Source organism: Marinomonas ostreistagni (assembly GCF_016461785.1).
In the GTDB taxonomy this organism is placed as follows: Bacteria; Pseudomonadota; Gammaproteobacteria; order Pseudomonadales; family Marinomonadaceae; genus Marinomonas; species Marinomonas ostreistagni_A.
This window is the reverse complement of record NZ_JAEMUH010000008.1, coordinates 147645-170951: the sequence shown is the minus strand read 5'-3', so window position 1 is coordinate 170951 and position 23307 is coordinate 147645. Positions and strand designations below refer to the sequence as shown.

22 protein-coding genes are annotated in these 23307 nt (G+C 45.9%); 7 read left to right on the top strand and 15 right to left on the bottom strand.

Annotated features, from left to right (window positions below; all coding sequences use genetic code 11):
- Nucleotides 1–339: a DUF805 domain-containing protein gene (locus tag JHD44_RS10185; protein ID WP_199462646.1), complete on the bottom strand. Its 339-nt coding sequence runs from the start codon at nucleotides 337–339 to the stop codon at nucleotides 1–3.
- A 140-nt stretch (nucleotides 340–479) separates the two neighbouring features.
- Here JHD44_RS10185 and JHD44_RS10180 point away from each other — a divergent pair, with 140 nt between their 5' ends.
- Nucleotides 480–1532, top strand: a complete 1053-nt coding sequence (locus JHD44_RS10180; RefSeq protein WP_199462645.1) for a helix-turn-helix domain-containing protein — start codon at nucleotides 480–482, stop codon at nucleotides 1530–1532.
- Here the strand turns inward: JHD44_RS10180 and JHD44_RS10175 are convergent.
- Nucleotides 1527–2420, bottom strand: a complete 894-nt coding sequence (locus JHD44_RS10175; protein ID WP_199462644.1) for a DMT family transporter — start codon at nucleotides 2418–2420, stop codon at nucleotides 1527–1529. The two genes, JHD44_RS10180 and JHD44_RS10175, sit on opposite strands and share 6 nt — an antisense overlap.
- A gap of 138 nt (nucleotides 2421–2558) precedes the next feature.
- Here JHD44_RS10175 and JHD44_RS10170 point away from each other — a divergent pair, with 138 nt between their 5' ends.
- The gene (locus JHD44_RS10170; RefSeq protein WP_199462643.1) at nucleotides 2559–2840 is read left to right on the top strand and encodes a hypothetical protein; all 282 of its coding nucleotides are present in this window, start codon (nucleotides 2559–2561) and stop codon (nucleotides 2838–2840) included.
- 136 nt (nucleotides 2841–2976) lie between these two features.
- On the opposite strand, the gene ahpF is transcribed toward JHD44_RS10170, so the two are convergent.
- From ahpF to JHD44_RS10105, 13 genes are all read right to left on the bottom strand, one after another.
- Nucleotides 2977–4524 carry an alkyl hydroperoxide reductase subunit F gene (gene ahpF, locus JHD44_RS10165; protein ID WP_199462642.1) on the bottom strand — a complete coding sequence of 516 codons (1548 nt, stop codon included), beginning with the start codon at nucleotides 4522–4524 and terminating at the stop codon, nucleotides 2977–2979.
- 198 nt (nucleotides 4525–4722) lie between these two features.
- Entirely contained in the window at nucleotides 4723–5286 is a 564-nt protein-coding gene (gene ahpC / locus JHD44_RS10160) for an alkyl hydroperoxide reductase subunit C (RefSeq protein ID WP_228190552.1), read from the bottom strand.
- 127 nt (nucleotides 5287–5413) lie between these two features.
- On the bottom strand, nucleotides 5414–6478 hold the full coding sequence (locus tag JHD44_RS10155) for an HD domain-containing phosphohydrolase (RefSeq protein ID WP_233401994.1): 1065 nt from the start codon (nucleotides 6476–6478) through the stop codon (nucleotides 5414–5416).
- A gap of 11 nt (nucleotides 6479–6489) precedes the next feature.
- Entirely contained in the window at nucleotides 6490–10356 is a 3867-nt protein-coding gene (locus tag JHD44_RS10150) for a response regulator (protein WP_199462640.1), read from the bottom strand.
- Entirely contained in the window at nucleotides 10349–11554 is a 1206-nt protein-coding gene (locus JHD44_RS10145; protein ID WP_199462639.1) for an ABC transporter substrate-binding protein, read from the bottom strand. The genes JHD44_RS10150 and JHD44_RS10145 overlap by 8 nt, the downstream gene beginning before the upstream one ends.
- Nucleotides 11555–11727: 173 nt before the next feature.
- On the bottom strand, nucleotides 11728–12651 hold the full coding sequence (locus tag JHD44_RS10140) for a biotin-dependent carboxyltransferase family protein (RefSeq protein WP_199462638.1): 924 nt from the start codon (nucleotides 12649–12651) through the stop codon (nucleotides 11728–11730).
- Entirely contained in the window at nucleotides 12641–13369 is a 729-nt protein-coding gene (gene pxpB / locus JHD44_RS10135) for a 5-oxoprolinase subunit PxpB (protein WP_233401992.1), read from the bottom strand. Before pxpB ends, JHD44_RS10140 begins: the two co-directional genes overlap by 11 nt.
- On the bottom strand, nucleotides 13366–14109 hold the full coding sequence (locus tag JHD44_RS10130; protein WP_199462637.1) for a 5-oxoprolinase subunit PxpA: 744 nt from the start codon (nucleotides 14107–14109) through the stop codon (nucleotides 13366–13368). The genes pxpB and JHD44_RS10130 overlap by 4 nt, the downstream gene beginning before the upstream one ends.
- Before the next feature lie 11 nt (nucleotides 14110–14120).
- Nucleotides 14121–15428: a TRAP transporter large permease gene (locus JHD44_RS10125; protein WP_199462636.1), complete on the bottom strand. Its 1308-nt coding sequence runs from the start codon at nucleotides 15426–15428 to the stop codon at nucleotides 14121–14123.
- A gap of 2 nt (nucleotides 15429–15430) precedes the next feature.
- On the bottom strand, nucleotides 15431–15946 hold the full coding sequence (locus JHD44_RS10120) for a TRAP transporter small permease (RefSeq protein WP_199462635.1): 516 nt from the start codon (nucleotides 15944–15946) through the stop codon (nucleotides 15431–15433).
- Nucleotides 15947–16010: 64 nt separating this feature from the next.
- Nucleotides 16011–16973, bottom strand: a complete 963-nt coding sequence (locus JHD44_RS10115) for a TRAP transporter substrate-binding protein (protein ID WP_199462634.1) — start codon at nucleotides 16971–16973, stop codon at nucleotides 16011–16013.
- Nucleotides 16974–17064: 91 nt separating this feature from the next.
- The gene (locus tag JHD44_RS10110; protein WP_199462633.1) at nucleotides 17065–17865 is read right to left on the bottom strand and encodes a putative hydro-lyase; all 801 of its coding nucleotides are present in this window, start codon (nucleotides 17863–17865) and stop codon (nucleotides 17065–17067) included.
- Nucleotides 17866–17971: 106 nt separating this feature from the next.
- Nucleotides 17972–18874 carry a LysR family transcriptional regulator gene (locus JHD44_RS10105; protein WP_199462632.1) on the bottom strand — a complete coding sequence of 301 codons (903 nt, stop codon included), beginning with the start codon at nucleotides 18872–18874 and terminating at the stop codon, nucleotides 17972–17974.
- Nucleotides 18875–19038: 164 nt separating this feature from the next.
- Between JHD44_RS10105 and JHD44_RS10100 the strand changes: the two genes are divergently transcribed.
- From JHD44_RS10100 to ugpE, 5 genes are all read left to right on the top strand, one after another.
- Nucleotides 19039–19620: a DUF502 domain-containing protein gene (locus tag JHD44_RS10100; RefSeq protein WP_199462631.1), complete on the top strand. Its 582-nt coding sequence runs from the start codon at nucleotides 19039–19041 to the stop codon at nucleotides 19618–19620.
- Nucleotides 19617–19964 (top strand): hypothetical protein, encoded by a 348-nt coding sequence (locus tag JHD44_RS10095; protein ID WP_199462630.1) that lies wholly within the window; start codon nucleotides 19617–19619, stop codon nucleotides 19962–19964. Before JHD44_RS10100 ends, JHD44_RS10095 begins: the two co-directional genes overlap by 4 nt.
- A 231-nt stretch (nucleotides 19965–20195) precedes the next feature.
- Nucleotides 20196–21494, top strand: a complete 1299-nt coding sequence (ugpB, locus tag JHD44_RS10090; protein WP_199462629.1) for a sn-glycerol-3-phosphate ABC transporter substrate-binding protein UgpB — start codon at nucleotides 20196–20198, stop codon at nucleotides 21492–21494.
- An 88-nt stretch (nucleotides 21495–21582) separates the two neighbouring features.
- Nucleotides 21583–22458 carry a sn-glycerol-3-phosphate ABC transporter permease UgpA gene (ugpA, locus tag JHD44_RS10085; RefSeq protein ID WP_133564611.1) on the top strand — a complete coding sequence of 292 codons (876 nt, stop codon included), beginning with the start codon at nucleotides 21583–21585 and terminating at the stop codon, nucleotides 22456–22458.
- The gene (gene ugpE, locus JHD44_RS10080) at nucleotides 22458–23306 is read left to right on the top strand and encodes a sn-glycerol-3-phosphate ABC transporter permease UgpE (protein WP_199462628.1); all 849 of its coding nucleotides are present in this window, start codon (nucleotides 22458–22460) and stop codon (nucleotides 23304–23306) included. Before ugpA ends, ugpE begins: the two co-directional genes overlap by 1 nt.
- The last annotated feature ends 1 nt before the right edge of the window (nucleotide 23307 follow it).

The following is a 23307-nucleotide window of genomic DNA, read 5'->3' as shown; positions in this document are numbered from 1 at the left end:
TTAGACTCCTTTTGGTTGATGAGCTGTGTAGGTTTGGCTTGGCAGACTTAATAGAACAAGCATGACGAGCAAACCGAAACCTGGAATCAGCAAGACGAGAAACCACCAGAGTGATAAGCCTGTGTCACGTAACCGTCTGACGGTAATGGCCAACGTTGGCGTCAACGCGATCACTGAGTAAATCAGATCAAGCCACCCTGGATTATTCGTCAGAATTTCGATGGTGGCGATAAACAGACTGATCAAGACACTGATGAAAACAAACATCCAGAACGCTCGGCGCTGGGTGAGGCTGGTAAAATCGGCGTAGTGTCGAAAAGCATCTAGATACCAATACATGGGAGTTCTCCTGTGTTAAAAAGTACGTTCATAATCGTGCAAAGCCTGTAATCTCGCGTCCTAGATCAGGATTTAGGACGTCTTGCTTTGCGACTTAGGACACACTGGATGTTCTGAGATAGGAGTCAAAGGAGCGAAACATGGTGGCCATTCCTCTACCGTTTGTGGTGTCGTTATTGTTGTGTGTCTTGGCGGGCAGTTTGTGGATGCAGCGTCGCCATACGTCATTACTGGCTTGTGCATTCTTGTTAATGTGCGCGTTTACAACGTTTATTGTGGGGCTTCGCTGGGCTCTTGATGCCGCGTTACTGCGAACGCTGCAACCTATCTGTGCCAGTTTGATTCCCGTTTTAGCTTGGTGGGTATTTGCTAAGGCGAGAAGCCAACAACGTCTGCCATGGTGGCATGGCCTATTACCTGCACTGGTTTGCGTTTGTGCGGTGACATATCCATGGTGGCAACCTCCAGTCGATATGCTGATCACTGCTGAGTACATCGCTTATGGTGTGGCTTTATGGCGTTCCGCGAAGCATAGTCATGCGCTAGAAAATGTCCGGTTATCGGATTTGAACTGGGCGATTCAGTCTGAGCGAGTGGCGGGCACTATGTTGCTATTCTCTGCCTTAATTGATGGGGCAATGACGTTAGATTTTATGCTTTATCAAGGACATCACGCTGTATGGATTCTATCCATTGGTCATGCGATGTTATTACCGACTCTGGCGTTATCCGTTGTTTGTCTGAGCGTGACAACGACCGAAGACATTGAGCATCCAGCTGAGGTCGCTAATGGCACAAAAACTGAAGACAATTTTGCCTGCACAAAAGATGAAGCGAGTCTTGATGAAGAAGCCGGAGCGGTGCAAATTTCCCAGCAAGCCAATAAGGTCTTAAAAGAGCAAGCTTTATATCTAGACCCAGATTTAACGCTAGCGAAAATTGCTCGAAAAGCAGGGATTCCAGCACGTCAGATTTCTGCAGCGATTAATCGAACCGCGTCGCAAAATGTTTCTCAATGGGTGAATCAGTATCGTATTGAACATGCGAAAAACCTGCTAACGACAACCGATGCACCGATTACACAAATCTACTTGGACTCAGGCTTTCAAACGAAATCTAATTTCCATAGGGAGTTTTCGCGTTTAACAAAACAAACCCCTAGCTCGTATCGCAAGACTAATTGTACGTCATGAAGCCGTACCAAGTTTCTTAGACGCTTGACGAGGCCAAGGGACGCGACTAAGAAGGACGCCTCCTAGCGTTACGGCGATCCCGACGATCTGCATTGAGGTCAGTGATTCATTAAATAAGACATAACCTTCAACAGCGGCAAGCGGTGGTACGAGTAACATTAATGTTGATACCAGTGCGGCAGGAACTTTACGCAATAGCCATACCAGCAGAAAAACACCGCCACAGGAGAGTACAAAGACTCCCCAAGCCAATAATGCAAAGGATTGCCAGCTGAATACAAATAGGTGTTCGCTCAATGCTACTGCAAATAAGCCGGATACAAGCGCTGCCGTTAAATTCTGTAGTGCCATGGATGACACAATGTCAGAGTGGGCAATAGACATTTTTTGATAGATGGCGCCTAGAGCCAGACTTAACACCCCAGCGCCTCCTATAAGGACCAGCCAAGGTTCAAAATGGGAGGCTGAGCTTGCGGACAAGGACGGGCTGATCACCAGTAGTAAGCCAGACAGAGCGATGAGCACACCGATAATACTGAAAAGAGAGGTCCTCTCTTTAATCAAGACTAACGCCAATAGCATCACTAACAACGGCTGGATAGCACCGATAAGAGCCATTATGCCAGCGGGCAGCCCTTCAGCTAGCGCCACATAGGCTAAGCATAGATAGAGGGCATTTAGGAGCGTGCCAGCAATCGCGTGTTTGATCCAATCTTGGCGGGGAGGAAAAGGGCGTTTAAGTATATAAGCTAAACTTAGAAAGATGATACCAACACAAGCAAAGCGTAGGGTGAGGAAAATATTTGGGTCAATTACCCCTACTATAAACTTCCCGATAATAAACCCTGTGGACCAAATCAGCACCAACAACACATAAAAGATCAACATGACTTACATCCCAGTTTGAATGTACTCAGTCCCAATAAAATCAACCTAGAGAAGTGGATAAAACACACTCCCTATACCTATTGAGAAATGTTACCATTTAGTTTAAGACTACAGCACTTTATTCCAAGAGATACTGACATGCCAACTTTTACTGTATTACAACGTGGTGATCTTATTCGTGCGGAGCAAGATGATAGCGCTATTGAGAGCTTTACCGTTTGTGGTTATACAGCCCGAGGGCAAATTGAAGCGCAAACGCCTGAGCAAGCAGTTTCCGAGTATGTGACACAATACGGCATGGGCGAGAAACCGAAAAAACCACTCGGATTGCGCTGGATTATGGGGGTTGCAGGTGTATTTGCGATTGTTTGGTTTGTCTTTGTGATCTTTTTCCTCTTGCCAACTGCATTTGAAGGTTAGGCTGTTCTTGGCCTTTTATTGATAGGTCTGGACTTTTTAGCAGCCGTTACATGCTGGATGGTAGCGATGAAAAAGCCGCCTCAATGTTTATTAAGGCGGCTTTAGTATCAGTTCTTCTATATCGTTTTAGCTGGGCTTAGTTACGAATCAAGTAGTCAAATGCACCCAATGCTGCGGTAGCGCCTGCACCCATTGAGATAATGATCTGCTTGAATGGAACGTTAGTTACGTCACCCGCAGCAAAGACACCATCCATTGATGTACGGCCGTGAGTATCGATCACAATTTCACCACGATCCGTCAGCTCCAAAGTGTCTTGAAGGAATTCGCTGTTTGGCACCAAACCGATCTGAACAAAGATACCTGCCAAATCCAGTTTGTGTGATTCACCTGTCTTACGATCAGTGTATTGAAGCCCCGTAACATGTTCACCGTTACCTAGTACTTCAGTGGTCATCGCTTCTTTAATGATCGTTACGTTAGGTAAAGACTCTGCTTTTTTAACCAATACATCGTCGGCACGTAGCTTATCACCGAATTCCAGAACGGTAACGTGTTCGACAATGCCAGCAAGGTCAATCGCTGCTTCAATACCTGAGTTACCACCACCGATTACCGCTGTTTTCTTGCCTTTGAATAGTGGGCCATCACAGTGTGGGCAGTAAGCAACGCCTTTTGTTTTGTACTCTTGCTCACCTGGTACATTCATTTCTCTCCAGCGAGCACCGGTTGCAAGTACGACTGATTTACTTTTCAGTACGGCGCCGTTTTCAAGCTCGACTTCGATTAGATCTTTCTTTTCTACACGCACGGCTTTTTGCGTCTTCATTAAATCAACATCGTAGTCTAGTACGTGCTGTTCTAGACCTGCGACAAGCTTAGGACCGTCAGTGGCTTTAACAGAAATAAAGTTTTCGATTGCCATCGTATCTGCCACTTGGCCACCGAAGCGCTCCGCTACCACACCGGTACGAATGCCTTTACGTGCCGCGTAAATCGCTGCCGCTGAACCTGCTGGACCACCACCTACAACTAACATGTCGTATGGCGCTTTTTCTGCTAAAGCAGCGGCTTGTTTTGCTTCTGCACCGGTATCGACCTTGTTTAAAATCTCGTCCAGAGTCATTCGGCCTTGGCCAAAGTGCTCACCGTTTAGGAAAACGGCTGGTACACCCATGATCTTACGATCTTCGATTTCTTGTGGGAACAACCCACCATCGATCATTGTCGCGGTCACTTTAGGGTTCAATACAGCCATTAGGTTAACGGCTTGAACCACATCAGGACAGTTGTGACATGACAATGAAATGTATACTTCAAAGTTCAGCTCAGTGTCTAAACCTTTGATTTGCTCAAGTGTTTCTTGAGCTGCTTTCGATGGGTGACCACCCGCTTGTAATAGTGCCAATACAAGAGAGGTGAACTCGTGACCCATCGGAATACCTGCGAAGTGAACACGCGCTTCGCCGCCTTGTGGTCCCACTGTCATTTGTGGTGCACGGCCCGCTGAGTTTTCGTTCACAGACATGGAAATTTTTGCTGAATTTAGCTCGGTGATTTCACGCGCTAATTCTAGTAATTCTTCAGATTTTGCATTGCCATTTGAGGACACAGTAATCTCAATCGGATTAACGATGTTTTGAAGGTATGTGCCCAACTGTTGTTTCATGTTTGCGTCTAACATATTGATTAACCCGTTGTATTAGTTGAGTTTTACTAAAATGATTACAGTGCCAATAAATTTCGGGCGAGAGAGGTCAGCACCTGCTCTTTGAGGTGTGAGGTTCCTTAGCTCGAAAAATAAGTTTTGGGCTTTTGTGCCTTGCACTGGAAGGCTAAGCCCGATGTTGGGCGCTAAGCGCCCAACAAAGGAAGAGGCGTCTTAGATTTTGCCTACTAGGTCTAGAGATGGAGCAAGAGTCGCTTCACCTTCTTTCCATTTAGCTGGGCAAACTTCACCTGGGTGTGCAGCTACGTATTGAGCAGCTTTCACTTTACGCATTAGGTCTTCAGCGTCACGGCCGATACCTTCTGCAGTGATTTCCATTGCTTGGATAGTACCTTCTGGATCGATCAAGAAAGTAGCACGGTCAGCAAGGCCTTGACCTTCACGTAGAACACCGAAGTTGTTCGTGATCGTTGCAGTTTGGTCACCTACCATGTAGTAGTTGATTTTGCCGATTGCTTCAGAAGTGTCGTGCCAAGCTTTGTGACAGAAGTGAGTGTCTGTAGATACAGAGAACACTTCAACGCCCATGCCTTTAAGCTCTTCGTATTTGCTTGCTAGATCTTCAAGCTCTGTAGGACATACGAAAGTGAAGTCAGCTGGGTAGAAGAAGAACACGGCCCATTTGCCTAGAACGTCCTTTTCAGAAATCTCTACGAATTCGCCTTCTTTAAATGCAGTCGCGTTGAATGGTTTGATTTGAGTGTTAATCATGTTCATCTCCTAAGTAAATGTATTTCGCTGTTTGCGTTTCCAACAGTGTCTATAGTATGGGGTCGATGTGACGAATTGAAATTGTGTTTTACTAAAACTTAGATAAAAAAAAACTATTAAGCTTTAATAAAATCTAAGTATCTGGATATTGCACATGTAAATCAGCGATCTTAACCGTAAGATCTAAGGCAATTTCGGTAAGCTTGGGGTCAAAGTGGCGACCAGATTGATCCTTAACGTATTTAAAAGTGTTCTCAATGCTCCATGAACGTTTGTAAGGGCGATTGGACAACAGGGCGTCAATCACATCGGCTAAAGCAACAATACGACCTTCTAAAGGGATCTCTTCTCCTTTAAGTCCGGCAGGGTAGCCTTTACCATCCCAGCGCTCATGGTGAGTTAGAGCAATGGTACGAGCCATTTCAAGTAAAGGGTCGCCATCAACAGAGAGGATGTCAGCGCCGAATTGAGTGTGGCGCTTCATCTGCTCCCACTCATCTGGGTCGAGCTTACCTGGTTTCAAAAGGATTTTATCGGCAATGCCTATTTTTCCAAGATCATGCATTGGCGCTGCATGAAATAAACGATCAATCCATTCTTTATCGTCGACACATTTTTCTGCGATGTATTTGGATAAATAGCTCATACGAACGACATGGGCGCCAGTCTCGTTGTCACGATACTCAACGGCGCGGCCCAAGTGATGAATAATACGTAGCTGGCTGTCTTGAAGTGCTTTTGTTCGCACACGAACCATTTCCATTAATTGACGGTTTTGATCGTACAACGCAATCTGGTTACGTACTCTAGCTCTAACAAGAGGCGGGCTGATAGGCTTGACAATATAGTCTGCAGCACCAAGCGCAAACCCTCGCTCTTCATCACTGATATCGTGCTTGGCGGTGACAAAAATGACGGGGATATTAGCTGTGACAGGATCTGCTTTTAAGCGCCGACAGACTTCATAGCCATCCATATCAGGCATCATGACATCAAGTAGGATTAAGTCTGGACGTGGGTTTTTTTGTGCAATAGAAAGTGCTCGTGTTCCGTTTAGGGCCACTTTGATACTGTATTCATCACGTAATGATGCAACGAGAACGTCAATGTTTTCAGGGATGTCATCGACGACAAGTAGAGTGGGTTTAGTAGGTTTATCTAATTCCATTGATTGCGTGATCTCATTATTCTCTACCATATATCACTCACTTAATCCTTAATACTATCTAGCAATGCATCGAGACGTTCTAATGCCTGATCAAAGTCGTAAACATCAATGGCTTCTTTAATTTCCATCATAGCGACTTTCTGATTCGCTTTAAAATATGGGGTTAAACCCTCCGCAACGTCTCTGGCTTCAAACAAGTTTTGCTCTAACATGGCTTTCAGTTTTTCAAGTTCAACTTGTTTATTAGCGTTGTCTATCTCTTCTATATTGGCATCACTCTCTTGATGCATTTCTTCTACGTATTGATCTTGCCATTCCTGTAATCCTTTAAGAATAGCTTCCAATTCAGATTTTAGTTGAGTAATTGTGTCATCCGTGGGTAAACGTTGTTCAATTTGCATCTCTAAGTCTGAGGATAGTTTAGATAATTGCGTCATACCTAATGTAGCAGAGTTGCCTTTTAGAGTGTGAGCGAGTCGCGTTGCGGTTTGATATTGTTGCTGCTTCATCATCGTCTCTAATTGCTCCGGAAAGTCGGCTTGTGCTTTGATGAAGCGTTTCAAAAGACGTACATAGAGTCCAAGTGTCTGGGTATGTTGTAAGCCAACAACAAAGTCAATATTGGTTATATGGTCTGGTAAGTCTTGCAGCCCACTGTTGTCGGTTGGAGCGACCTCAGTTGTAACGTCTGGAAATTCATGAGGGGTTGCAACCTTGGATTTCGGCATCCATCGCTCCATGGTGATGAACATTTGCTCTAAGTTGATTGGCTTAGAAATGTGATCATTCATACCTGCTTGGATCGCTTTGTCGATGTCCTGCTGTAGTACATTTGCGGTCATAGCAATGATGGGTAATTGCGCGTATTTAGACATCGCTCTGAGTTTCTTAGTTGCTTGATAGCCGTCCATGACTGGCATCTGACAGTCCATTAAGACTAAATCAAACTCTTGCTCTTCGAGGCGTTCAATTGCCTCTTCGCCATGTTCTGCTACCACAACGTTAATGTCTTGTTGAGCAAGCAGCTCAATAGCCAACTCACGGTTAATTTCATTATCTTCTACCAGTAGAACGGTAGCGCCAGAGAGAGAAGAGAATTTATGTTGCTCCAGTTCATTGTGTCCCACTTGATTATGATGAATTAAGCGTTCAACACCGTAACTTTCTGCAATGGCATCATAAAGACTTGAAACCGTTATGGGTTTGGTAACAAACCCTGAAATATCCACACCTTTAGCCGCTTCGCGTGCTTTTTCTAAGTTATAGGAAGTTACCATAATCATGGTTGGTGCGTAATGCGTAGGCAATTCACTGATGACGCGGCAGGTATCGATGCCATCAATACCTGGCATTTTCCAATCCACTAGTAAGAGATCATAAGGCGCTTGTTTCTTATTGGCTTCTTTGACTAATTGAACGGCATCAGAACCATTATCGATCGCATCACATTGCATTCCAAGTCCTACAATATAGCTCTGTAAAACTTCTCGAGCAGTATCATTATCATCTACTACCAGCACTTTAGATATGTCATCTGATAATTGAGTGATGCACTCTGGAATCTCATCCTCGACCCTCGTTAAGGTAACGGTAAAGTGAAATGTACTGCCTTTTCCTTCAGAACTATCCAGCCAGATTTTACCGCCCATCAGTTCAATCAGTTGCTTTGATATGGCGAGTCCCAAACCTGTACCGCCAAAACGACGGGTGGTAGACGAGTCAGCTTGAGAGAACGAGTTAAATAAACGAGTTTGATTTTGATCGGGGATGCCTATGCCTGTGTCAGAAACGCTGAAATGAACTTCCATTTGCTCACCATAATGTTTGAGGTAGCGAGCACGGATGACTATTTCCCCTTGTTCGGTAAATTTGACTGCATTATTGCCTAAATTGAGCAGTACTTGACGTAAACGTGTGACATCTCCATTGAATACTTGGGGTAGGTTTTCATCAATATCAAAGATCAACTCCAGATCTTTCTCATCAACTTTTATAGTAAGTAGGTTAGCTACTTCGGTGAGGATGTCCTGTAAATTAAAAGGCGCTTGCTCAAGCTCTAATTTACCCGCCTCGATCTTAGAAAAGTCGAGAATATCATTGATAATATTGAGTAAGGACTCAGCAGAATTTCGAACGTTTTGGATGTAGTGTCGTTGTCGTCCTTTTAAGTCCGTTTGAAGCGCCAAATAAGACATACCTATAATTGAATTCATAGGGGTACGAATTTCATGGCTCATATTTGCTAAAAAGTCGCTCTTTGCACGATTCGCCTGTTCAGCGTTGTTTTTAGCCTCTTTAAGTTCGCTGGTTTGTTCGGCAATTTCCTCTTCAAGTCTTTGCTTATAAGACTGTAAAGACATTTGATATTTGAAGCGCTCAGAAACATCACGCCACGTACAAATAATAGCGGGATGATCATCGAGAATAACTGAGATCATCGTCATATCTGCATAAATGAAATCGTCTTGTTTTCCTTTGAAGATCCACTCTTGGTAACTGTGACCTTTTTCAAACACTTGTTTCGTGAGTAAATCCAACTTCGTTAAGGTGGTGCTGCCATCATGTTGAGTAAATGGCGACAAATCACTCATCGTGGCATTTAAAAGGGATTGTACCTCAGGGTAGCCTAGGGTATGAGCTGCTGACGCGTTGCATTCTATAATCTGCCCTTCCCGTAAAATCCAAGCTGGGTCGGGGGAGGATTCGAACATGGAGCGGAAGCGGTCTTCGCTTTCGATTAGGGTATTTAGCTGGCGTTTTACACGCTTTGAGATAACCCAAGCAAGGATAAGAATAATTAAACTGGTTAGGCTGCCAATCCACAATATGGCAACGGTTAATCGGGACAGCTGTTTTTCAATTTGCACTTCAAGCTTATGACTTTCCGATTGAACCGATTCATTGATCTTGTCTAATAGACTTGTCATAGGAAAAAAGATGCTATCGACTTGCTGACTGATCGCTTGTCTTTTAAGTTCAGATTGGATGATAGCAATACGCTCATTAAATAAACCGCCTTCTCCAAGCTCGATAGAGTTAAGCTGGTTGTATTCATAGGATGAGCCATAGAGAATTGATTTTAGTTCGTCGGAAGAAACTTGTAGCTGCTCGAAAACATCTGGATATTCCCATTGAAGTTGAGACACGGCGTAGTCAAGACGTTCGAATGTAGGGGAAACTCTGTTGTTTAGTAGGTCAACTAACTGTACTTGCGTTAATGCCGTGCTGAGATGATTCACCCCCATTTCAAGGTTTAGTATGTCTTCTAAAGCCGTAGTGAGTGCGCTTTCGACACTGCTGGACCGAAGCGACATATACTCTTCTGTGAGCTTTAGTTGTTCCTCACCCGAAGCACTACGATACTGAAAAAGTAGCACGGCCTCTCGTAAACGGTGGCGACTGCTTAAGCCTCGTATGATACCAGTGATCGTATCGACCTTGGCCTCTGCATTGAGTGCTAAATTGGTTCGTTCGGCTTGAGTAACGATCGCTTCGTTTTGAAGATGCCAGTCATTTAAGCTGGTAATGAGCTCGTTGATTTGTCTACCTCGAGCCTGCAGAGACATACTGAGGGAGGCAATGTCCATATTTTCCTCTGACGCCATGCTTAACATATTTAGTGCGCGGTTATAACGAGAAAAAAGGCTTTGATCTAAGTAAGCGTTATTCATACCTTCAAGCAGTGCTTGGCGAACTCTGGTGCGTTGTGCAGGTACGACTTCACGCAGTTCTGAAACCGCATCAATCATAGACGTCTGACGACTGCGTAAGGTTTGTAATTGATCATTTAAGTTGTATGCGGTACCGCCCAAAATAGACGTGCCAATCACGATAGAAAGCAAGCTAAATAAAGCTAACAGCTTTACTAGCGGTGTTATCGACGATTGAACATTTCCCGCTTTACTCATTGGCAGTCCTAAAGAGCTCTTTAGATAGAGATGTCCCACAGAATTCTTGCTGAGTTTTATAGTTATACCACTTCAGCCAGAGTTGAGTACCATTGTTGCGCGAGTTGCTTACTAAGTTCGTGTTACTTTTGTCGTGTTTATGTGAAAACTCGTAACGACTCAAAGCGTTGAGAAATTCTTTGCGTGTAGGCGCGGTTTTTAAGTTGGCAAATTTGAGTACATCATAAATATAGTAAGCGGCTCGATAGCCTTCAAATACAGCAGAGGAGACTTCTACTGAGGGTGTGTAAGTATTTACATCTTGAACAAGTCGATGAAAGACGGAATTGTCTTCACTGTTGTTCATGCAAGGGTGCATTTGTGAAGATAGGACTTTGGCTTGGGTTGCGGCCAATCGCCCTTTAAACATGTCATGGCTCACAAATGAAAAGGCTGCGAACGTAGGACTAACACCCACTTGATCGAGCATAGTGATGAGCTCTTCAGCAGCGGGAAAAGTACTGATCAGAAATATCGCTTTAGGGGCAGTAGGTCTAGATAATATTTGAGCAACGGCATGTGCCGTATTGGGTTGATTACGAACATAATGTATTTGCATTAACTCATTCGCATGCTTAAGTCCGTATGACTTTAGAGCATCGGTTAAACTGCGTAAGGTTATTTCGCCATAACTGTCTTTTTGAATGTATACCGCTACTTCACTGGGCTGTATGCCCAAATCTTGAACGATTGTTGAAGCCAATAAATTTGCTTCATCATGATAGCTCGGGCGGTGTGTAAAAATGAATGGTTTGACGTCTTCTTGTTCTAGTAAAGAGCTGCCAGTGTATGGCGCAATCAGAGGGAGTTTAAACTCTTTTAAAATGGGAAAGGCACTGACGGCAGTGGGGGTTCCTACACTACTGACTAAGCCAACAATGTTATCATTTAACACCATGTTTTTGATAAGTGAGGGGGTTTGACTGGGCTCATAACCATCATCCTTAGCAAGGACAGATAATGAAAAAGGCAAGGTCTGAGCATCATTAATGGCAGTGAAACCAAGCTCGATACCACTGACAAGTTGTTGTCCAAGTGAGCCACTGGGGCCTGTCAATGGGCCTGTAAACCCCAGCTTTACATCTGCTGCACCGACATTTGTAGAAAGTAACCAAGTAGACGTTAACGCCAGTAATCCAATACGTGTGTAGCTACGCACAATACATCCCCACCAAAACACTATCGTACAAAAGTACAATTCGTGCGCAGTTGTACAGAATGGAGCCTAAACTTGCTCCTAAACTAAATTAGTAGACCTAAGTTTAGAAGCAAATGGCGAATTCTCTAGTGGATTTTTTGTGTCGGATTGTAAGGTGGATTAAATGGCGCAACTCAACGCCATTGATGAATGCGAGCAAGTGCTAAATGCCGTTCCCGTTCGGCTTGGTCGACGCTCATATACCGAAAGCCAATTTTATCGCCCGGTTTCTTTTGTGCCAGCAAGCTTCCCGAAATACTCGTAACACAGCCGATTTTGGGATACCCGCCAATGGTCTGTCGGTCTTTTAATAAAATAATGGGCTGACCATCGCTGGGAATTTGAATCGCGCCGTATGCAATGCCTTCAGAAATAATTCCTGGTTGATCTTTTCCTATAGGCCGACCATCAAGACGGTATCCCATACGATCGCAATTTTGGCTTAAGGTATAAGCGCTACTAAAAAAGTGTGCGCGATCTAAGCCAGAAAAACTTTTATATTGGTAGCCAGTCACCACATCGATTTCGGTTTGATCATAATTCGGAATGGCCAGTCGGGGTAAATGCCTAGGAGTATGTTGTTGCGTTGGGGCATAAGGTAGCAGGTCACCTTTCTGTAGCTTATCTCCCTTTCCGGTGAAGCCTCCAAGTTGCTCTCGTATGACCGTTGCGACACTGCCTAACACGGGTTCAGCAAGAAAGCCCCCTTTGACAGCTAAGTACGCTCTGAGTCCAAATTTTGGTTGCTGGAATGTCAGCACATCTCCTGCTTTGACGGCATAAGTTTGCCAAGGCATGATGGAATCACCGTTTAGCGTTGCTCCTAAGTCTGCGCCTGCTAGGGCGATACTCGTGGGTTGCGTGGCTTCTAGAGAAAGCATACCAAACGTAATTTCGAGCTGAGCTGCATTATCATCGTTATCCAGTAAGGAGTTGCCCCACAGGAAAGCGACCTCATCCATTGGACCACCTGAGGTGACTCCTAGGTGTTGATAGCCATGTCGCCCTAAGTCCTGCAGCAGTGTCAGCATGCCAGGTTTTAACACCTTAAAAGCCATCTAGATTACCCCCTTGTGCTAAAAACTCTTCTTTTGACATTGGCTTAAAACGAACGCTGTCTCCCGCTTTGATTAACGCTAAACTGTCACTCGTCCAATCGACTAATTTGGTCGGGGTTCGGCCTAAAATTTGCCACCCTCCCGGTGTCACGCTTGGATAAACCGCAGTTTGACGCTCAGCGATGGCTACACTTCCCAGTGGTACTTTTAGTCGAGGTGTTGTTTTGCGAGGAACATGTAAAGCCTCAGGCGTATTGCCAAGAAAAGCAAAACCTGGCGTGAAGCCAATGGCATAAGCTCGATAAGTCGTCGTACTATGGAGGCGAATCACTTCCTCTATGTCTAGCTGACAATGCTTTGCGACATCTTCTAAGTCTGGTCCGACTTCTGGGCCGTAGTACACAGGGATGACCACTTCATGACTGATACGATTGCCTGCACTGGACCAATCAACTTTAGCTAGCACGCTCTGTAGCGTTTTCTGAATGGCAAACCGATCAAAGCAGCCTGCATCAAATACCACTAGCAACGTAGTATAGGATGGAATCAGGTCTATTATGCCCTGATGATTCTGGAGCGCAGTGGTCACGAGACTGATCTGATCGGCCACCTCATCACTGATACTGTCTGAAAACTGTAGCAAACAGGCTTGATCGCTCACTAGACTGATTTCAATATGAGTGGGGGTGGCAGATGTTGATGTTTCGTTATGCATCATAAGGCGCTGGCACCATCAACCACTTGGCGGATACGCTGGACTGCTTCTACGGCATGAGCGCCATCACCATGGACACAAATGGTGTCAGCCTGAATCGCTAAAAGCTGGCCGGATTCAGTGGTTAACGCGCCTTGCTCACTAAGCTGCAGCACTTGCTGCTCAATCAAGTCAAAGGTCTGATGCACGGCACCGTTTTGTTTACGTGGCGTGAGGCGCCCTTCATCTGTATACAGGCGATCGGAGAATGCCTCGAACCAAAGTGCTAGCTGGTATTTCTCTGCTAGGGCTTTAACCTGATCAGATTCTGGAATGGCCATCACCATCAGAACCAATGATGGATCCAGTTCGCTGACCGCTTGCATCACGGTTTCTAGTACCGAGAAATCCGCCATCATCGTATTGTAAAGTGCGCCATGTGGCTTCACATAGGTAACCTGAGTCCCGTGCGCTTTACAAATACCTTGTAGTGCACCCACTTGATACTGAATCAGGGCTTTGAGCTCTGTTGGCGCAATGTCCATATTACGGCGACCAAAACCTACCAAATCAGGGTAAGCCGGATGTGCGCCAATGGTGACATTATGCTGTTTTGCAAGCGCCACGGTTTTGGCCATGGTCAGAGGGTCTGAAGCATGGAAACCGCAGGCAATGTTCGCTTGATCAACGTATGGCATGATTTGTTCATCCATGCCCATTTTCCATGCGCCAAAGGCTTCGCCCATATCACAGTTTAATTTCATAATAGCCTCCGTTAGCGTTGCGACATCGTAGTGGGTAAGTAGGTGACGATTTCAGGGAATAGAGTCACCAGGACAATGGCTGCGCCGATTAACAAGAAGAACGGCAGTGCAGCACGTGCGACGTATAAAATATCGCGTCCGGTAAGGGATTGGATCACGAATAAGTTGAAGCCGACAGGTGGTGTAATCTGCGACATCTCCACAACCAGCACGATGAAAATACCGAACCAAAGTAGATCAATACCCGCTGCATCCACCATAGGCAGTACCACTGCAACCGTCAGTACCACGACAGAAATTCCATCAAGGAAACAGCCCAAAATAACAAAAAGCACGGTTAGATACAGAATTAGCTCCATAGGTGACAGGTTCATGCTGCCAATCCAAACCGCTAATTCTTTCGGGATGCCTAAGAACCCCATAGCAAGGGTTAGGAAGTGAGCACCAATTAAAATAAAGGTGATCATACAAGAGCTCTTTACCGCTCCCATTAGGCTTTCCATAAAGCTGCTAATGTTGAGAGATCCCGTTACTGCTGCGATGACCAATGCGCCAGTTACACCAATGGCTGCGGCCTCTGTAGGTGTGGTAATACCACCATAGATCGAACCAAGAACAAAACCAATCAGACCAACAACTGGTAACAACTGCTTAAGTGCTTTGAACTTCACGCTCCAGCTAACTTGTGCGCGAGTTTGTTGTGGCAATTCGTCCTTGTGCATCAGCCCCCAGATCATGGTGTAACCCATAAAGAGTGCGACCAGCAGCAAGCCAGGAAGCGCCCCTGCAATGAATAGGCGTGCAATCGATACTTCTGCTGCGACACCATAAACGATCAAGATGATAGACGGTGGAATCAATAGACCTAGCGTACCAGAGCCAGCTAATGTGCCAATTGCCATGCGCTCGCTGTAGCCTTGCCTTTTAAGCTCTGGCAACGTCATACGTCCAATGGTTGCTGCGGTTGCAGCGGAAGAGCCGGATACGGCGGCAAAGATGCCACAGCTTAAAATGTTGACGTGAAACAGTTTGCCTGGAACGCCTCCCAGCCAAGGAGATAAACCTTTGAATAAGTCTTCGGACAAACGGGTACGGAATAACACCTCACCCATCCAGATAAACAACGGCAATGCTGTGAGTGACCAAGCGGTGCCTGCACCCCATGAAGACGTCGAGAATAACAATCCAATCTGGTAGTTTTCAGAAAGGATAAGGCCTAAGCCACCGATAAAGATTAAGGTAAAAGAGACCCAAACGCCTAGTGCCAGCATGACAAGCATGCCGACTGCGAGGATAATAGAAATAAGTGTTAAGTCCATGGTTATTCCTCCAGAGACAGTTCGTCTTCATGACGAATATAGTGTGGGGATTGACCACGAATCGCACTGAGCCAAGCGTCCAGCACAGCAAGTGCTAAGGCAATGGAGCCAAGGGCGACACTTAGTTGAGGAATCCATAAGGGAACAGGGATGTAGCCGTATGACACTTCTTCATAAATGTAAGATTCATACACCATGTAACAGCAAGCGTAGGCGACAAAGGCGCTTAGGATCAGACCTAACGTCAGTACGAAGGCTTCTTGTACTTTACGCGGGCCTTGGTTGAGGCGTTGAATCAACAATGTGACTCGAATATGTCCGCCTTCGTGAAAGGTGTACGCCAAACCGAAAAAAGTCGCTGCGGCTAAGGCAAAGCCCGCAAAATCTTCAGCAGAAGGAACGATAAAGCCGAACAATCGCCCAACAATTTGAGCAAGCAGTAGCAATGTGATGGCGACGATGCATAGGCCAGAAAGCCAACCCGACATGCGGTAGCAAGTGTCTTTGAAATCTTTCATGGTGTTCTCTTTTTGAAGGTGCCTCCCTCAGTGCGAGAGGGAGGCTAGGATGCGAAGGTTGTGCTTAAGGTTGGTAACGGTCTAGGATCGCACCTACTTCTTTAGGATCTTCCGCTTTCCACTCGGACACCATGGTATTTCCGATCGCTTGCAGTTCTTTGATTAACGTATCCGATGGGTCGGATACATTCATGCCGTTGTCGATTAGCTTCTGCTTGTCGCTCGCGGCGCGTTCAGCGACTTTTTCCCAACCCAAAGCTTCAGCATGTTTTGCCGCGTCTAGGATGGCGGTTTGAGTGTCTTTATCTAAACGGCGGAATGCTCGCTTGTTAACAACGATAATGTTCTTTGGAATCCACGCTTTAACATCGGTGTAGTAGTTCACATAGTCCCACGCTTGGCTGTCGACACCTGTTGAAGGAGAGGTGATCATGGCTTGGATGATACCCGTGCTGAACGCTTGTGGGATATCTGGTACTTGGATGGTTGTCGGTGTTGTGCCCATTAGGTCAGCAAGACGGGATGTTGATGGGCTGTATGCACGCATCTTAGAGCCTTCAAGGTCACTTAGCTGAGAAACAGGCATCTTGGTGTAAAGGCTTTGTGCTGGCCATGCCACCGCATACAGCAGCTTCATACCACTTTTATCCAGTTGCTTTTCAACGGCTGGTTTTGCCGCTTCCCAAAGAGACTTGGCTTCTTCGAAAGACGTCGCTAGAAAAGGAATATTGTCATGTTTGAAGACTGGGTGCTCGTTACCCAAAATACCTAGGAATACTTCACCAATCTGCACTTGGCCCGTTTTCACTGCTCGTGGAATTTCAGTGTGTTTCACCAAAGAGCCTGCTGAGTGAACAGTAATATCCAACTCGCCACCTGTTTTCTCTTTGATTTCTTCAGCAAAACCGTAAGCAATTTGAGTCGGCAGATTACCGTCGCCATAAGGTGTTGGCATGTGCCATTTATCCGCTATTGCAGAGGTTGATAGTAAACTGCCGAATACTAATGCTGTTGTGATTTTCTTCATTGTTCCTTGTCCTTTCAATTGAAGGTTTAAAGTTATTTTGATTTTAAAAATCGCCGTACAGAGTTAGGGCATCTGCACGGTAAAGCAGACACTAAAAGACCGCTAAGTCAGTATCGAGAATGTCAGTCACCAGCATTTTACCTGGTGCATGGGTGATGCAAATTGGCGGTTTGGCATTACGAATCGCCAGCTGAGGTGTGACACCACAGGCCCAAAATACCGGTACTTCGCCAGCACGAATGCTGACTGCATCACCGAACTCTGGTTTACTAAGGTCATTGATACCGATGGCTTCTGGGCTACCGAAGTGAAGTGGCGCGCCATGGGCCTTAGGAAAACGTGTGGTAATTTGAATCGCTCGGATGGCATCTTTAGGTAAATAGGGACGCATGGTCACTACGGTATTACCATGGAAGCGTCCAGCAGGCGTCGTCGCAATATTAGTTTCAAACATGGAAACATTAACGTCTTCTTCAATGTTTCGAGGGGTTAAGCCTGCTTGGGACAAAGCATGTTCGAAGGAAAACGAGCAACCTAGGACAAACGCAACCATATCGTCTTGCCAAAGTGCTTCAATATCAGAGCGACTTTCTACCTTTTCACCGTTGCGATAGACATAGTACTCGGGAATATCGTGACGCATGTCGATGTCTTCACCTAGCATAGGCATACGATAGTCGCCGACTTCTGAAACGCCGATCAAAGGGCAAGAGACAGGGTTGTTCTGGCAGAACAGTAAAAACTCATTTGCGTACTCAGCCGGTAGAATCACTACGTTACCTTGCATCGCTCCCGTTGCTAAGCCACTGGTAGGCCCTGTGTGCTCTTTTCGGCGTATCGCTTGGCGGAGTTCTGAGGTCTGTTGCAACAAGGTTAACGATGACTGAGGCATGACTGTTTTCCTAATTTTTATCACAGTTGGGTTAAATCAAGAGTAGAAGCACACCCTATAAAAAGTCTAATCGTGTTTTTTTGGTATTTTTGATCAATTTTTTTTATCAAGTGTTCATTTGAGCGTATTCATTGGCTGTTTCAACGGCGATTTTTGCGGCGACTTCTGCAATGGGGTTAAACGGCTCATCTGAATAGGACGCGGTAAATTTTAGTTCTGATGGCGTCCAAATGGCGCGAATGCGCTTGAGTGTGCCTGCTTGCAGCGCGTCCTCAATCATGACATCGGGCATGGTGGCAACCCCCACTGCATCCAGCGCCAAACTGCGACAGGCAGCGAGCGAGGTCGACGCAAAAAAGTGCGCTGGAGGCCCTTCTAACTCCCTGAATTTCTGGGAGATTTCAGCGTAAGGTTTACTGTTTCGGGCATAGGAGATGATCGGCCAAGGAGTCAGTTCTTCGAGATACAGCAAACGGTCAGGTAAGTTAAGCATTGGGCTGGCTACCCAAGAAAGTGAGAAGGTACATAAGTCTAAATTGACAATGCTCGGATCATTAATAGGCCCCATTAAAAGCCCCAAATCGATGGAGCGGTCTTTGATCCCTGCTGAGAGTACGGTGGTGACTTCGACCGTGAGTTCTACGTCTAGTTTGGGCATTTCATTGTGCAAACGAGACAAAAACGTCGATAGCCATGTGTGAGCAATGGTTTCCGAAACGCCAATACGAATCACACCCGAGTATGCGGTTGTACTTTCTGCTCGTTTACGTAGTTGTTCCGATTGGTACAAAATCTTCTCAACGTAAGGCAGTAAGTCTTTGCCTTTAGCGGTTAGGGCGATGGGGGCTGAGCCAACTTCCCGTTCAAAGAGTTTCACCCCCAGTTCGGATTCCAAGGCTGAGATGCGGGCAGAAATCGCGGGTTGCGTGGTATGCATGCGTTCTGCTGCCTTGCGAAAACTGCCAAGTGAGGCGACCCAAACAAAAGTCTCTAAGCGTTTGTAATTCAATGAACTTCTCCCTTTTACCTGACACAGCAGAATAACGGGCTTTAAACCTCTAAGCCAGACCAGTGTGACGCACTTTCCTATGTTATTGCCGAATCATTGCGTCCAACTCTCTATCTATGCTGGTACGGGTTTTGTATGCTCTGTTACTCCTAATGGAGCGCAAAATGAATAAACTGATATCCTTAGTATTAAAAGGCTTGGTGGCCGTTTTACCGATTGGCCTGACGGTCTATTTTATTTATTGGTTGTTTACTACAGCCGAGACATTGGTACGCCCGCTAGTGTTGTTAGTATGGCCAGTGGACTACTATTTCCCTGGGCTTGGAGTGTTAACCTGCCTAGCAGGGTTGGCTCTGATTGGCTTGGTGGTGAACTTTTACGGCGTTCGCTACCTAATGAAAGTAAGCCACAGGGTGTTTGAGAACATCCCCTTAGTCAAATCGATCTATGGGGCGCTGCAAGACATGATGACAGTGTTCAGTCTGTCCAATAAAACTGAGCAGCAGAGTGTCGTGTCGTTAGAAGTCCAAGGTATGCAGGTCATTGGTTTTGTTACTGGTGAAAAAATGGGGCAGCGACTGTTTGGCGACGGGAATTTAGTGGGGGTTTATCTTCCTTTGAGCTATCAAATCGGTGGTATGACGGTATACGTTGAACTGGATAAACTGACACCTTTAGATGTAACGATGGAAGAAGGTATGCGCATTGCGGTCACAGGTGGAGTGCAATCAAAGACAAAATCATGAAGCAATTAGAAGACATTACGACATTATTAGAAGAGCAGGGCTATCCCGCTAAATTAAAAGCCTTCCCACGCCGTATTTATGTTGGCTCAATCGGATCATTTTACGGCGTCACTATCGTTCAAAATGAACAAACTGGCGCGTTGAAGGTTTCTTATCAACCACTGATATTGATTATTGGTAGTGTGCTGCTGATTTATAGCTTCATTGTCAGCTACGGCAATGATGACATGTTGTCCGCTCTGATCGGTATTACTGCCGCATCGGTGATCGCAAACTTTTTTAAATCCCGTAAAAAGAAACAGGAAATCGAAGCGGTATTGGCGCAAGTTAACTCGCAAGAGTAGCGTATAGCGAGACATTGGCTTCGTTGAAAAAGGGTTTCAAGGCAGACTTGAAACCCTTTTTTCGTTTTATAAGTTCGATAAGGGACAAAATATTGTTCAAATGAAAGAAGCTGGTTTCATTTGAAATTTAAATATCATCAAAATGAAACATTACGCACGTACATTGACCCTCGTTTGATGCGTTATGACGAATTCTTATTCCATTTTTGGCTTACAACGAGGGTTATTAGCATGAGTTCACGTGCATTGGTTTCATTAGCGGTAGGATTAGCGGTTTCAGGCTCTGCGATGTCTGCGACACAGATTGAGTGGTGGCACGCAATGGGTGGCGCTAACGGTGAGAAAGTTGAAGAAATTGCGCAGGCATTTAACAGTGCCCAAGACTTGTATGAAGTAAAACCGGTTTACAAAGGTAACTACACTGAAACCATGACGTCAGCAATTGCGGCGTTTCGCGCTAAGCAGCAGCCAGCGATTGTGCAGGTGTTTGAAGTCGGTACGGCGAGCATGATGGCCGCAGAAGGCGCGATTTACCCAGTTTACAAATTGATGCGTGAACAAGGTCAGCCGTTCAATCAGGATGACTATCTAAGCTCTGTAACGGGTTACTACACAGACCAAGATGGCAACATGCTTTCTATGCCATTTAACAGCTCAACACCAGTGCTGTATTACAACAAGGAACTGTTTGCGAAAGCTGGCGTGTCGGCACCAAAAACTTGGGAAGACATGGAAACTGTATCGCAAAAGCTACTGGATAGCGGAGTGGAATGTGGTTTCACTACCTCTTGGCAGTCTTGGATTCAATTAGAAAACTTAAGTGCGCGTCACAATGTGCCTTTTGCGACGAAGGCGAACGGTTTCGCTGGCATGGACACCGAGTTTGCTTTTAACGGTCCTGTGCAAGTTGCGCACATCTCGAAAATGAGCGAGTGGCAGCAAAATGGCATCTTCAGCTACGGCGGCCGTCGTAGTGATTCTGCACCGAAATTCTACAGCCAGGAATGTGCGATGTTTATGGGCTCTTCTGCAGGCTATGCCGGCATGAAGCGTAATGCGAAATTTGATTTTGGTGTGTCGCAATTACCTTATTGGGCGAGCCAAATCGATACCCCACAAAACACCATCATTGGTGGCGCATCGCTTTGGGTGCTTCAAGGTAAGAGCGATGCAGAATACCAAGGTGTGGCAACGTTCCTAAACTTCCTATCTCGTGCAGACATGCAAGCTGACTGGCACCAATTCTCAGGCTACCTACCGATCACTCATGCAGCCTACGATCTGACTAAAGGACAAGGCTTCTATGCTGCGAACCCAGGTACGGAAACAGGTGTGATTCAAATGACCTCTGTGACACCAACAGAAAACTCTAAAGGTCTGCGCCTAGGTAACTTTGTTCAAATCCGCGACATCATCAACGAAGAACTAGAGTCGGTTTGGAGTGGTGATGCGGACGCTCAAGCCGCCCTAGATAAAGCGGTTGAGCGTGGTAACGCGTTACTACGTAAATTCGAAAAAGCGAATAACTGATCATCACTTCCTCACTCTTGAGGTGCCTCCCTCTCTCGGAGGGAGGCTTTTTTGCTTTGATGTTTGCTCTAAATAGCTGAGTGCGAGTATGTCCGTACATTTTCCACAAAAGAAGTTGCCGTATTTGCTGCTGTTACCACAGTTAGTAATTACCTTTATCTTCTTTTTATGGCCTGCCGAACAGGCCATTGAACAAGCGTTTTATCAAGAAGACGCGTTTGGTCTAAGCCGTGAATTTGTCGGTTTAGATAACTTTATCGATATTTTCCAAGACCCACAGTATTACACCTCGATCGGTGTGACGTTGATATTTAGTTTCTCGGTGGCTTTCCTCGGTATGGCGTTAGCCTTGTGGCTGGCCGTGATGGCCGATCGTGTGATTCGAGGCAAGTTGGCTTACCAGACGTTGCTGATTTGGCCCTATGCCGTCGCCCCTGCGTTGGCTGGCGTTTTGTGGTGGATTCTATTTGACCCCAGTATGGGGCCCGTTGCGCTTTGGTTAGAAACGGTTGGTGTCGAGTGGAATCACTTTTTAAACGGTGATCAGGCAATGATTTTGGTGGTAATTTCTGCCACTTGGAAGCAGATCAGCTACAACTTTTTATTCTTTTTAGCGGGCCTTCAAGCGGTGCCACGTTCTTTGATTGAAGCGGCTGCAATTGATGGTGCCAGCCCTGCAAAACGCTTCTGGGACATTGTGTTTCCGTTGCTATCACCGACCACATTCTTCTTATTGGTCGTGAACTTGGTGTACGCCTTCTTTGACACCTTTGGTGTGATCGATGCGACCACTCAAGGTGGTCCAGGTGTGAGCACCGCCACCATGGTTTACAAGGTCTTTAATGACGGTTTCATTGGTCTAGATCTTGGCAGCTCTGCAGCGCAATCTGTGGTGCTCATGGGATTGGTGGGGATTATGACGGTGGTTCAATTCCGTTACATTGAGCGTAAGGTGGAATACTAATGATTGAAAATCGTCCTTGGCTAACGGCCATTAGCCACCTTTCCCTACTTTTAGGCATTGCCATGGTGGCATTGCCTGTCTGGGTGGCGCTAGTCGCGTCGACGCATCCTACGGAAGCCTTTGGTTCTGGGGAAATCCCACTCTGGTTTGGTGATCAGGCGATCCAAAACTGGGGCGCGGTGTTGTTCGCTAAAGCAGGGAATGGCATCGATGCCCCAGTATGGTCGATGATGCTGAATTCGCTGGTGATGGCATTGGGTATTACCATCGGCAAAATTGCGATCTCCATTTTATCCGCTTACGCGATTGTGTTTTTCCGTTTTCCATTTCGAGGCGCAGCGTTCTGGGTCATTTTCATTACCTTGATGTTGCCCGTTGAAGTGCGCATTGTGCCGACGTATGAAGTGGTGGCAAACCTCGATATGCTCAACAGTTATTCAGGTTTGGTACTGCCTCTGATTGCCAGTGCCACGGCAACGTTTTTATTTCGCCAGTGCTTTATGACGGTACCTGGTGAATTGGTGGAAGCGGCTCGCATCGATGGTGCAGGACCGATTCGTTTCTTCTTTGACATCTTGATGCCATTGTCGCGCACCAATATCGCGGCCCTGTTTGTGATCATGTTTATCTATGGCTGGAATCAGTATTTGTGGCCGTTGATCGTGACCACAGATGATGCCTATTACACCTTGGTCATGAGTATTAAACGGATGCTCTCTGTGGAGCAAGGTGATGTGGAATGGAACCAAGTTATGGTCACCACATTATTAGCTATGCTACCGCCAGTATTAGTAGTGGTAGGTATGCAGAAATTATTTGTAAAAGGTCTGGTGGACGCGGAGAAGTAGT

Bases quoted from the DNA above. Each gene is read 5' to 3' on its own strand.
- JHD44_RS10185 (WP_199462646.1), bottom strand. From the start codon at position 339: ATGTATTGGTATCTAGATGCTTTTCGACACTACGCCGATTTTACCAGC.
- JHD44_RS10180 (WP_199462645.1), top strand. From the start codon at position 480: ATGGTGGCCATTCCTCTACCGTTTGTGGTGTCGTTATTGTTGTGTGTC.
- JHD44_RS10175 (WP_199462644.1), bottom strand. From the start codon at position 2,420: ATGTTGATCTTTTATGTGTTGTTGGTGCTGATTTGGTCCACAGGGTTT.
- JHD44_RS10170 (WP_199462643.1), top strand. From the start codon at position 2,559: ATGCCAACTTTTACTGTATTACAACGTGGTGATCTTATTCGTGCGGAG.
- ahpF (WP_199462642.1), bottom strand. From the start codon at position 4,524: ATGTTAGACGCAAACATGAAACAACAGTTGGGCACATACCTTCAAAAC.
- ahpC (WP_228190552.1), bottom strand. From the start codon at position 5,286: ATGAACATGATTAACACTCAAATCAAACCATTCAACGCGACTGCATTT.
- JHD44_RS10155 (WP_233401994.1), bottom strand. From the start codon at position 6,478: ATGGTAGAGAATAATGAGATCACGCAATCAATGGAATTAGATAAACCT.
- JHD44_RS10150 (WP_199462640.1), bottom strand. From the start codon at position 10,356: ATGAGTAAAGCGGGAAATGTTCAATCGTCGATAACACCGCTAGTAAAG.
- JHD44_RS10140 (WP_199462638.1), bottom strand. From the start codon at position 12,651: ATGGCTTTTAAGGTGTTAAAACCTGGCATGCTGACACTGCTGCAGGAC.
- pxpB (WP_233401992.1), bottom strand. From the start codon at position 13,369: ATGATGCATAACGAAACATCAACATCTGCCACCCCCACTCATATTGAA.
- JHD44_RS10130 (WP_199462637.1), bottom strand. From the start codon at position 14,109: ATGAAATTAAACTGTGATATGGGCGAAGCCTTTGGCGCATGGAAAATG.
- JHD44_RS10125 (WP_199462636.1), bottom strand. From the start codon at position 15,428: ATGGACTTAACACTTATTTCTATTATCCTCGCAGTCGGCATGCTTGTC.
- JHD44_RS10120 (WP_199462635.1), bottom strand. From the start codon at position 15,946: ATGAAAGATTTCAAAGACACTTGCTACCGCATGTCGGGTTGGCTTTCT.
- JHD44_RS10115 (WP_199462634.1), bottom strand. From the start codon at position 16,973: ATGAAGAAAATCACAACAGCATTAGTATTCGGCAGTTTACTATCAACC.
- JHD44_RS10110 (WP_199462633.1), bottom strand. From the start codon at position 17,865: ATGCCTCAGTCATCGTTAACCTTGTTGCAACAGACCTCAGAACTCCGC.
- JHD44_RS10100 (WP_199462631.1), top strand. From the start codon at position 19,039: ATGAATAAACTGATATCCTTAGTATTAAAAGGCTTGGTGGCCGTTTTA.
- JHD44_RS10095 (WP_199462630.1), top strand. From the start codon at position 19,617: ATGAAGCAATTAGAAGACATTACGACATTATTAGAAGAGCAGGGCTAT.
- ugpB (WP_199462629.1), top strand. From the start codon at position 20,196: ATGAGTTCACGTGCATTGGTTTCATTAGCGGTAGGATTAGCGGTTTCA.
- ugpA (WP_133564611.1), top strand. From the start codon at position 21,583: ATGTCCGTACATTTTCCACAAAAGAAGTTGCCGTATTTGCTGCTGTTA.
- ugpE (WP_199462628.1), top strand. From the start codon at position 22,458: ATGATTGAAAATCGTCCTTGGCTAACGGCCATTAGCCACCTTTCCCTA.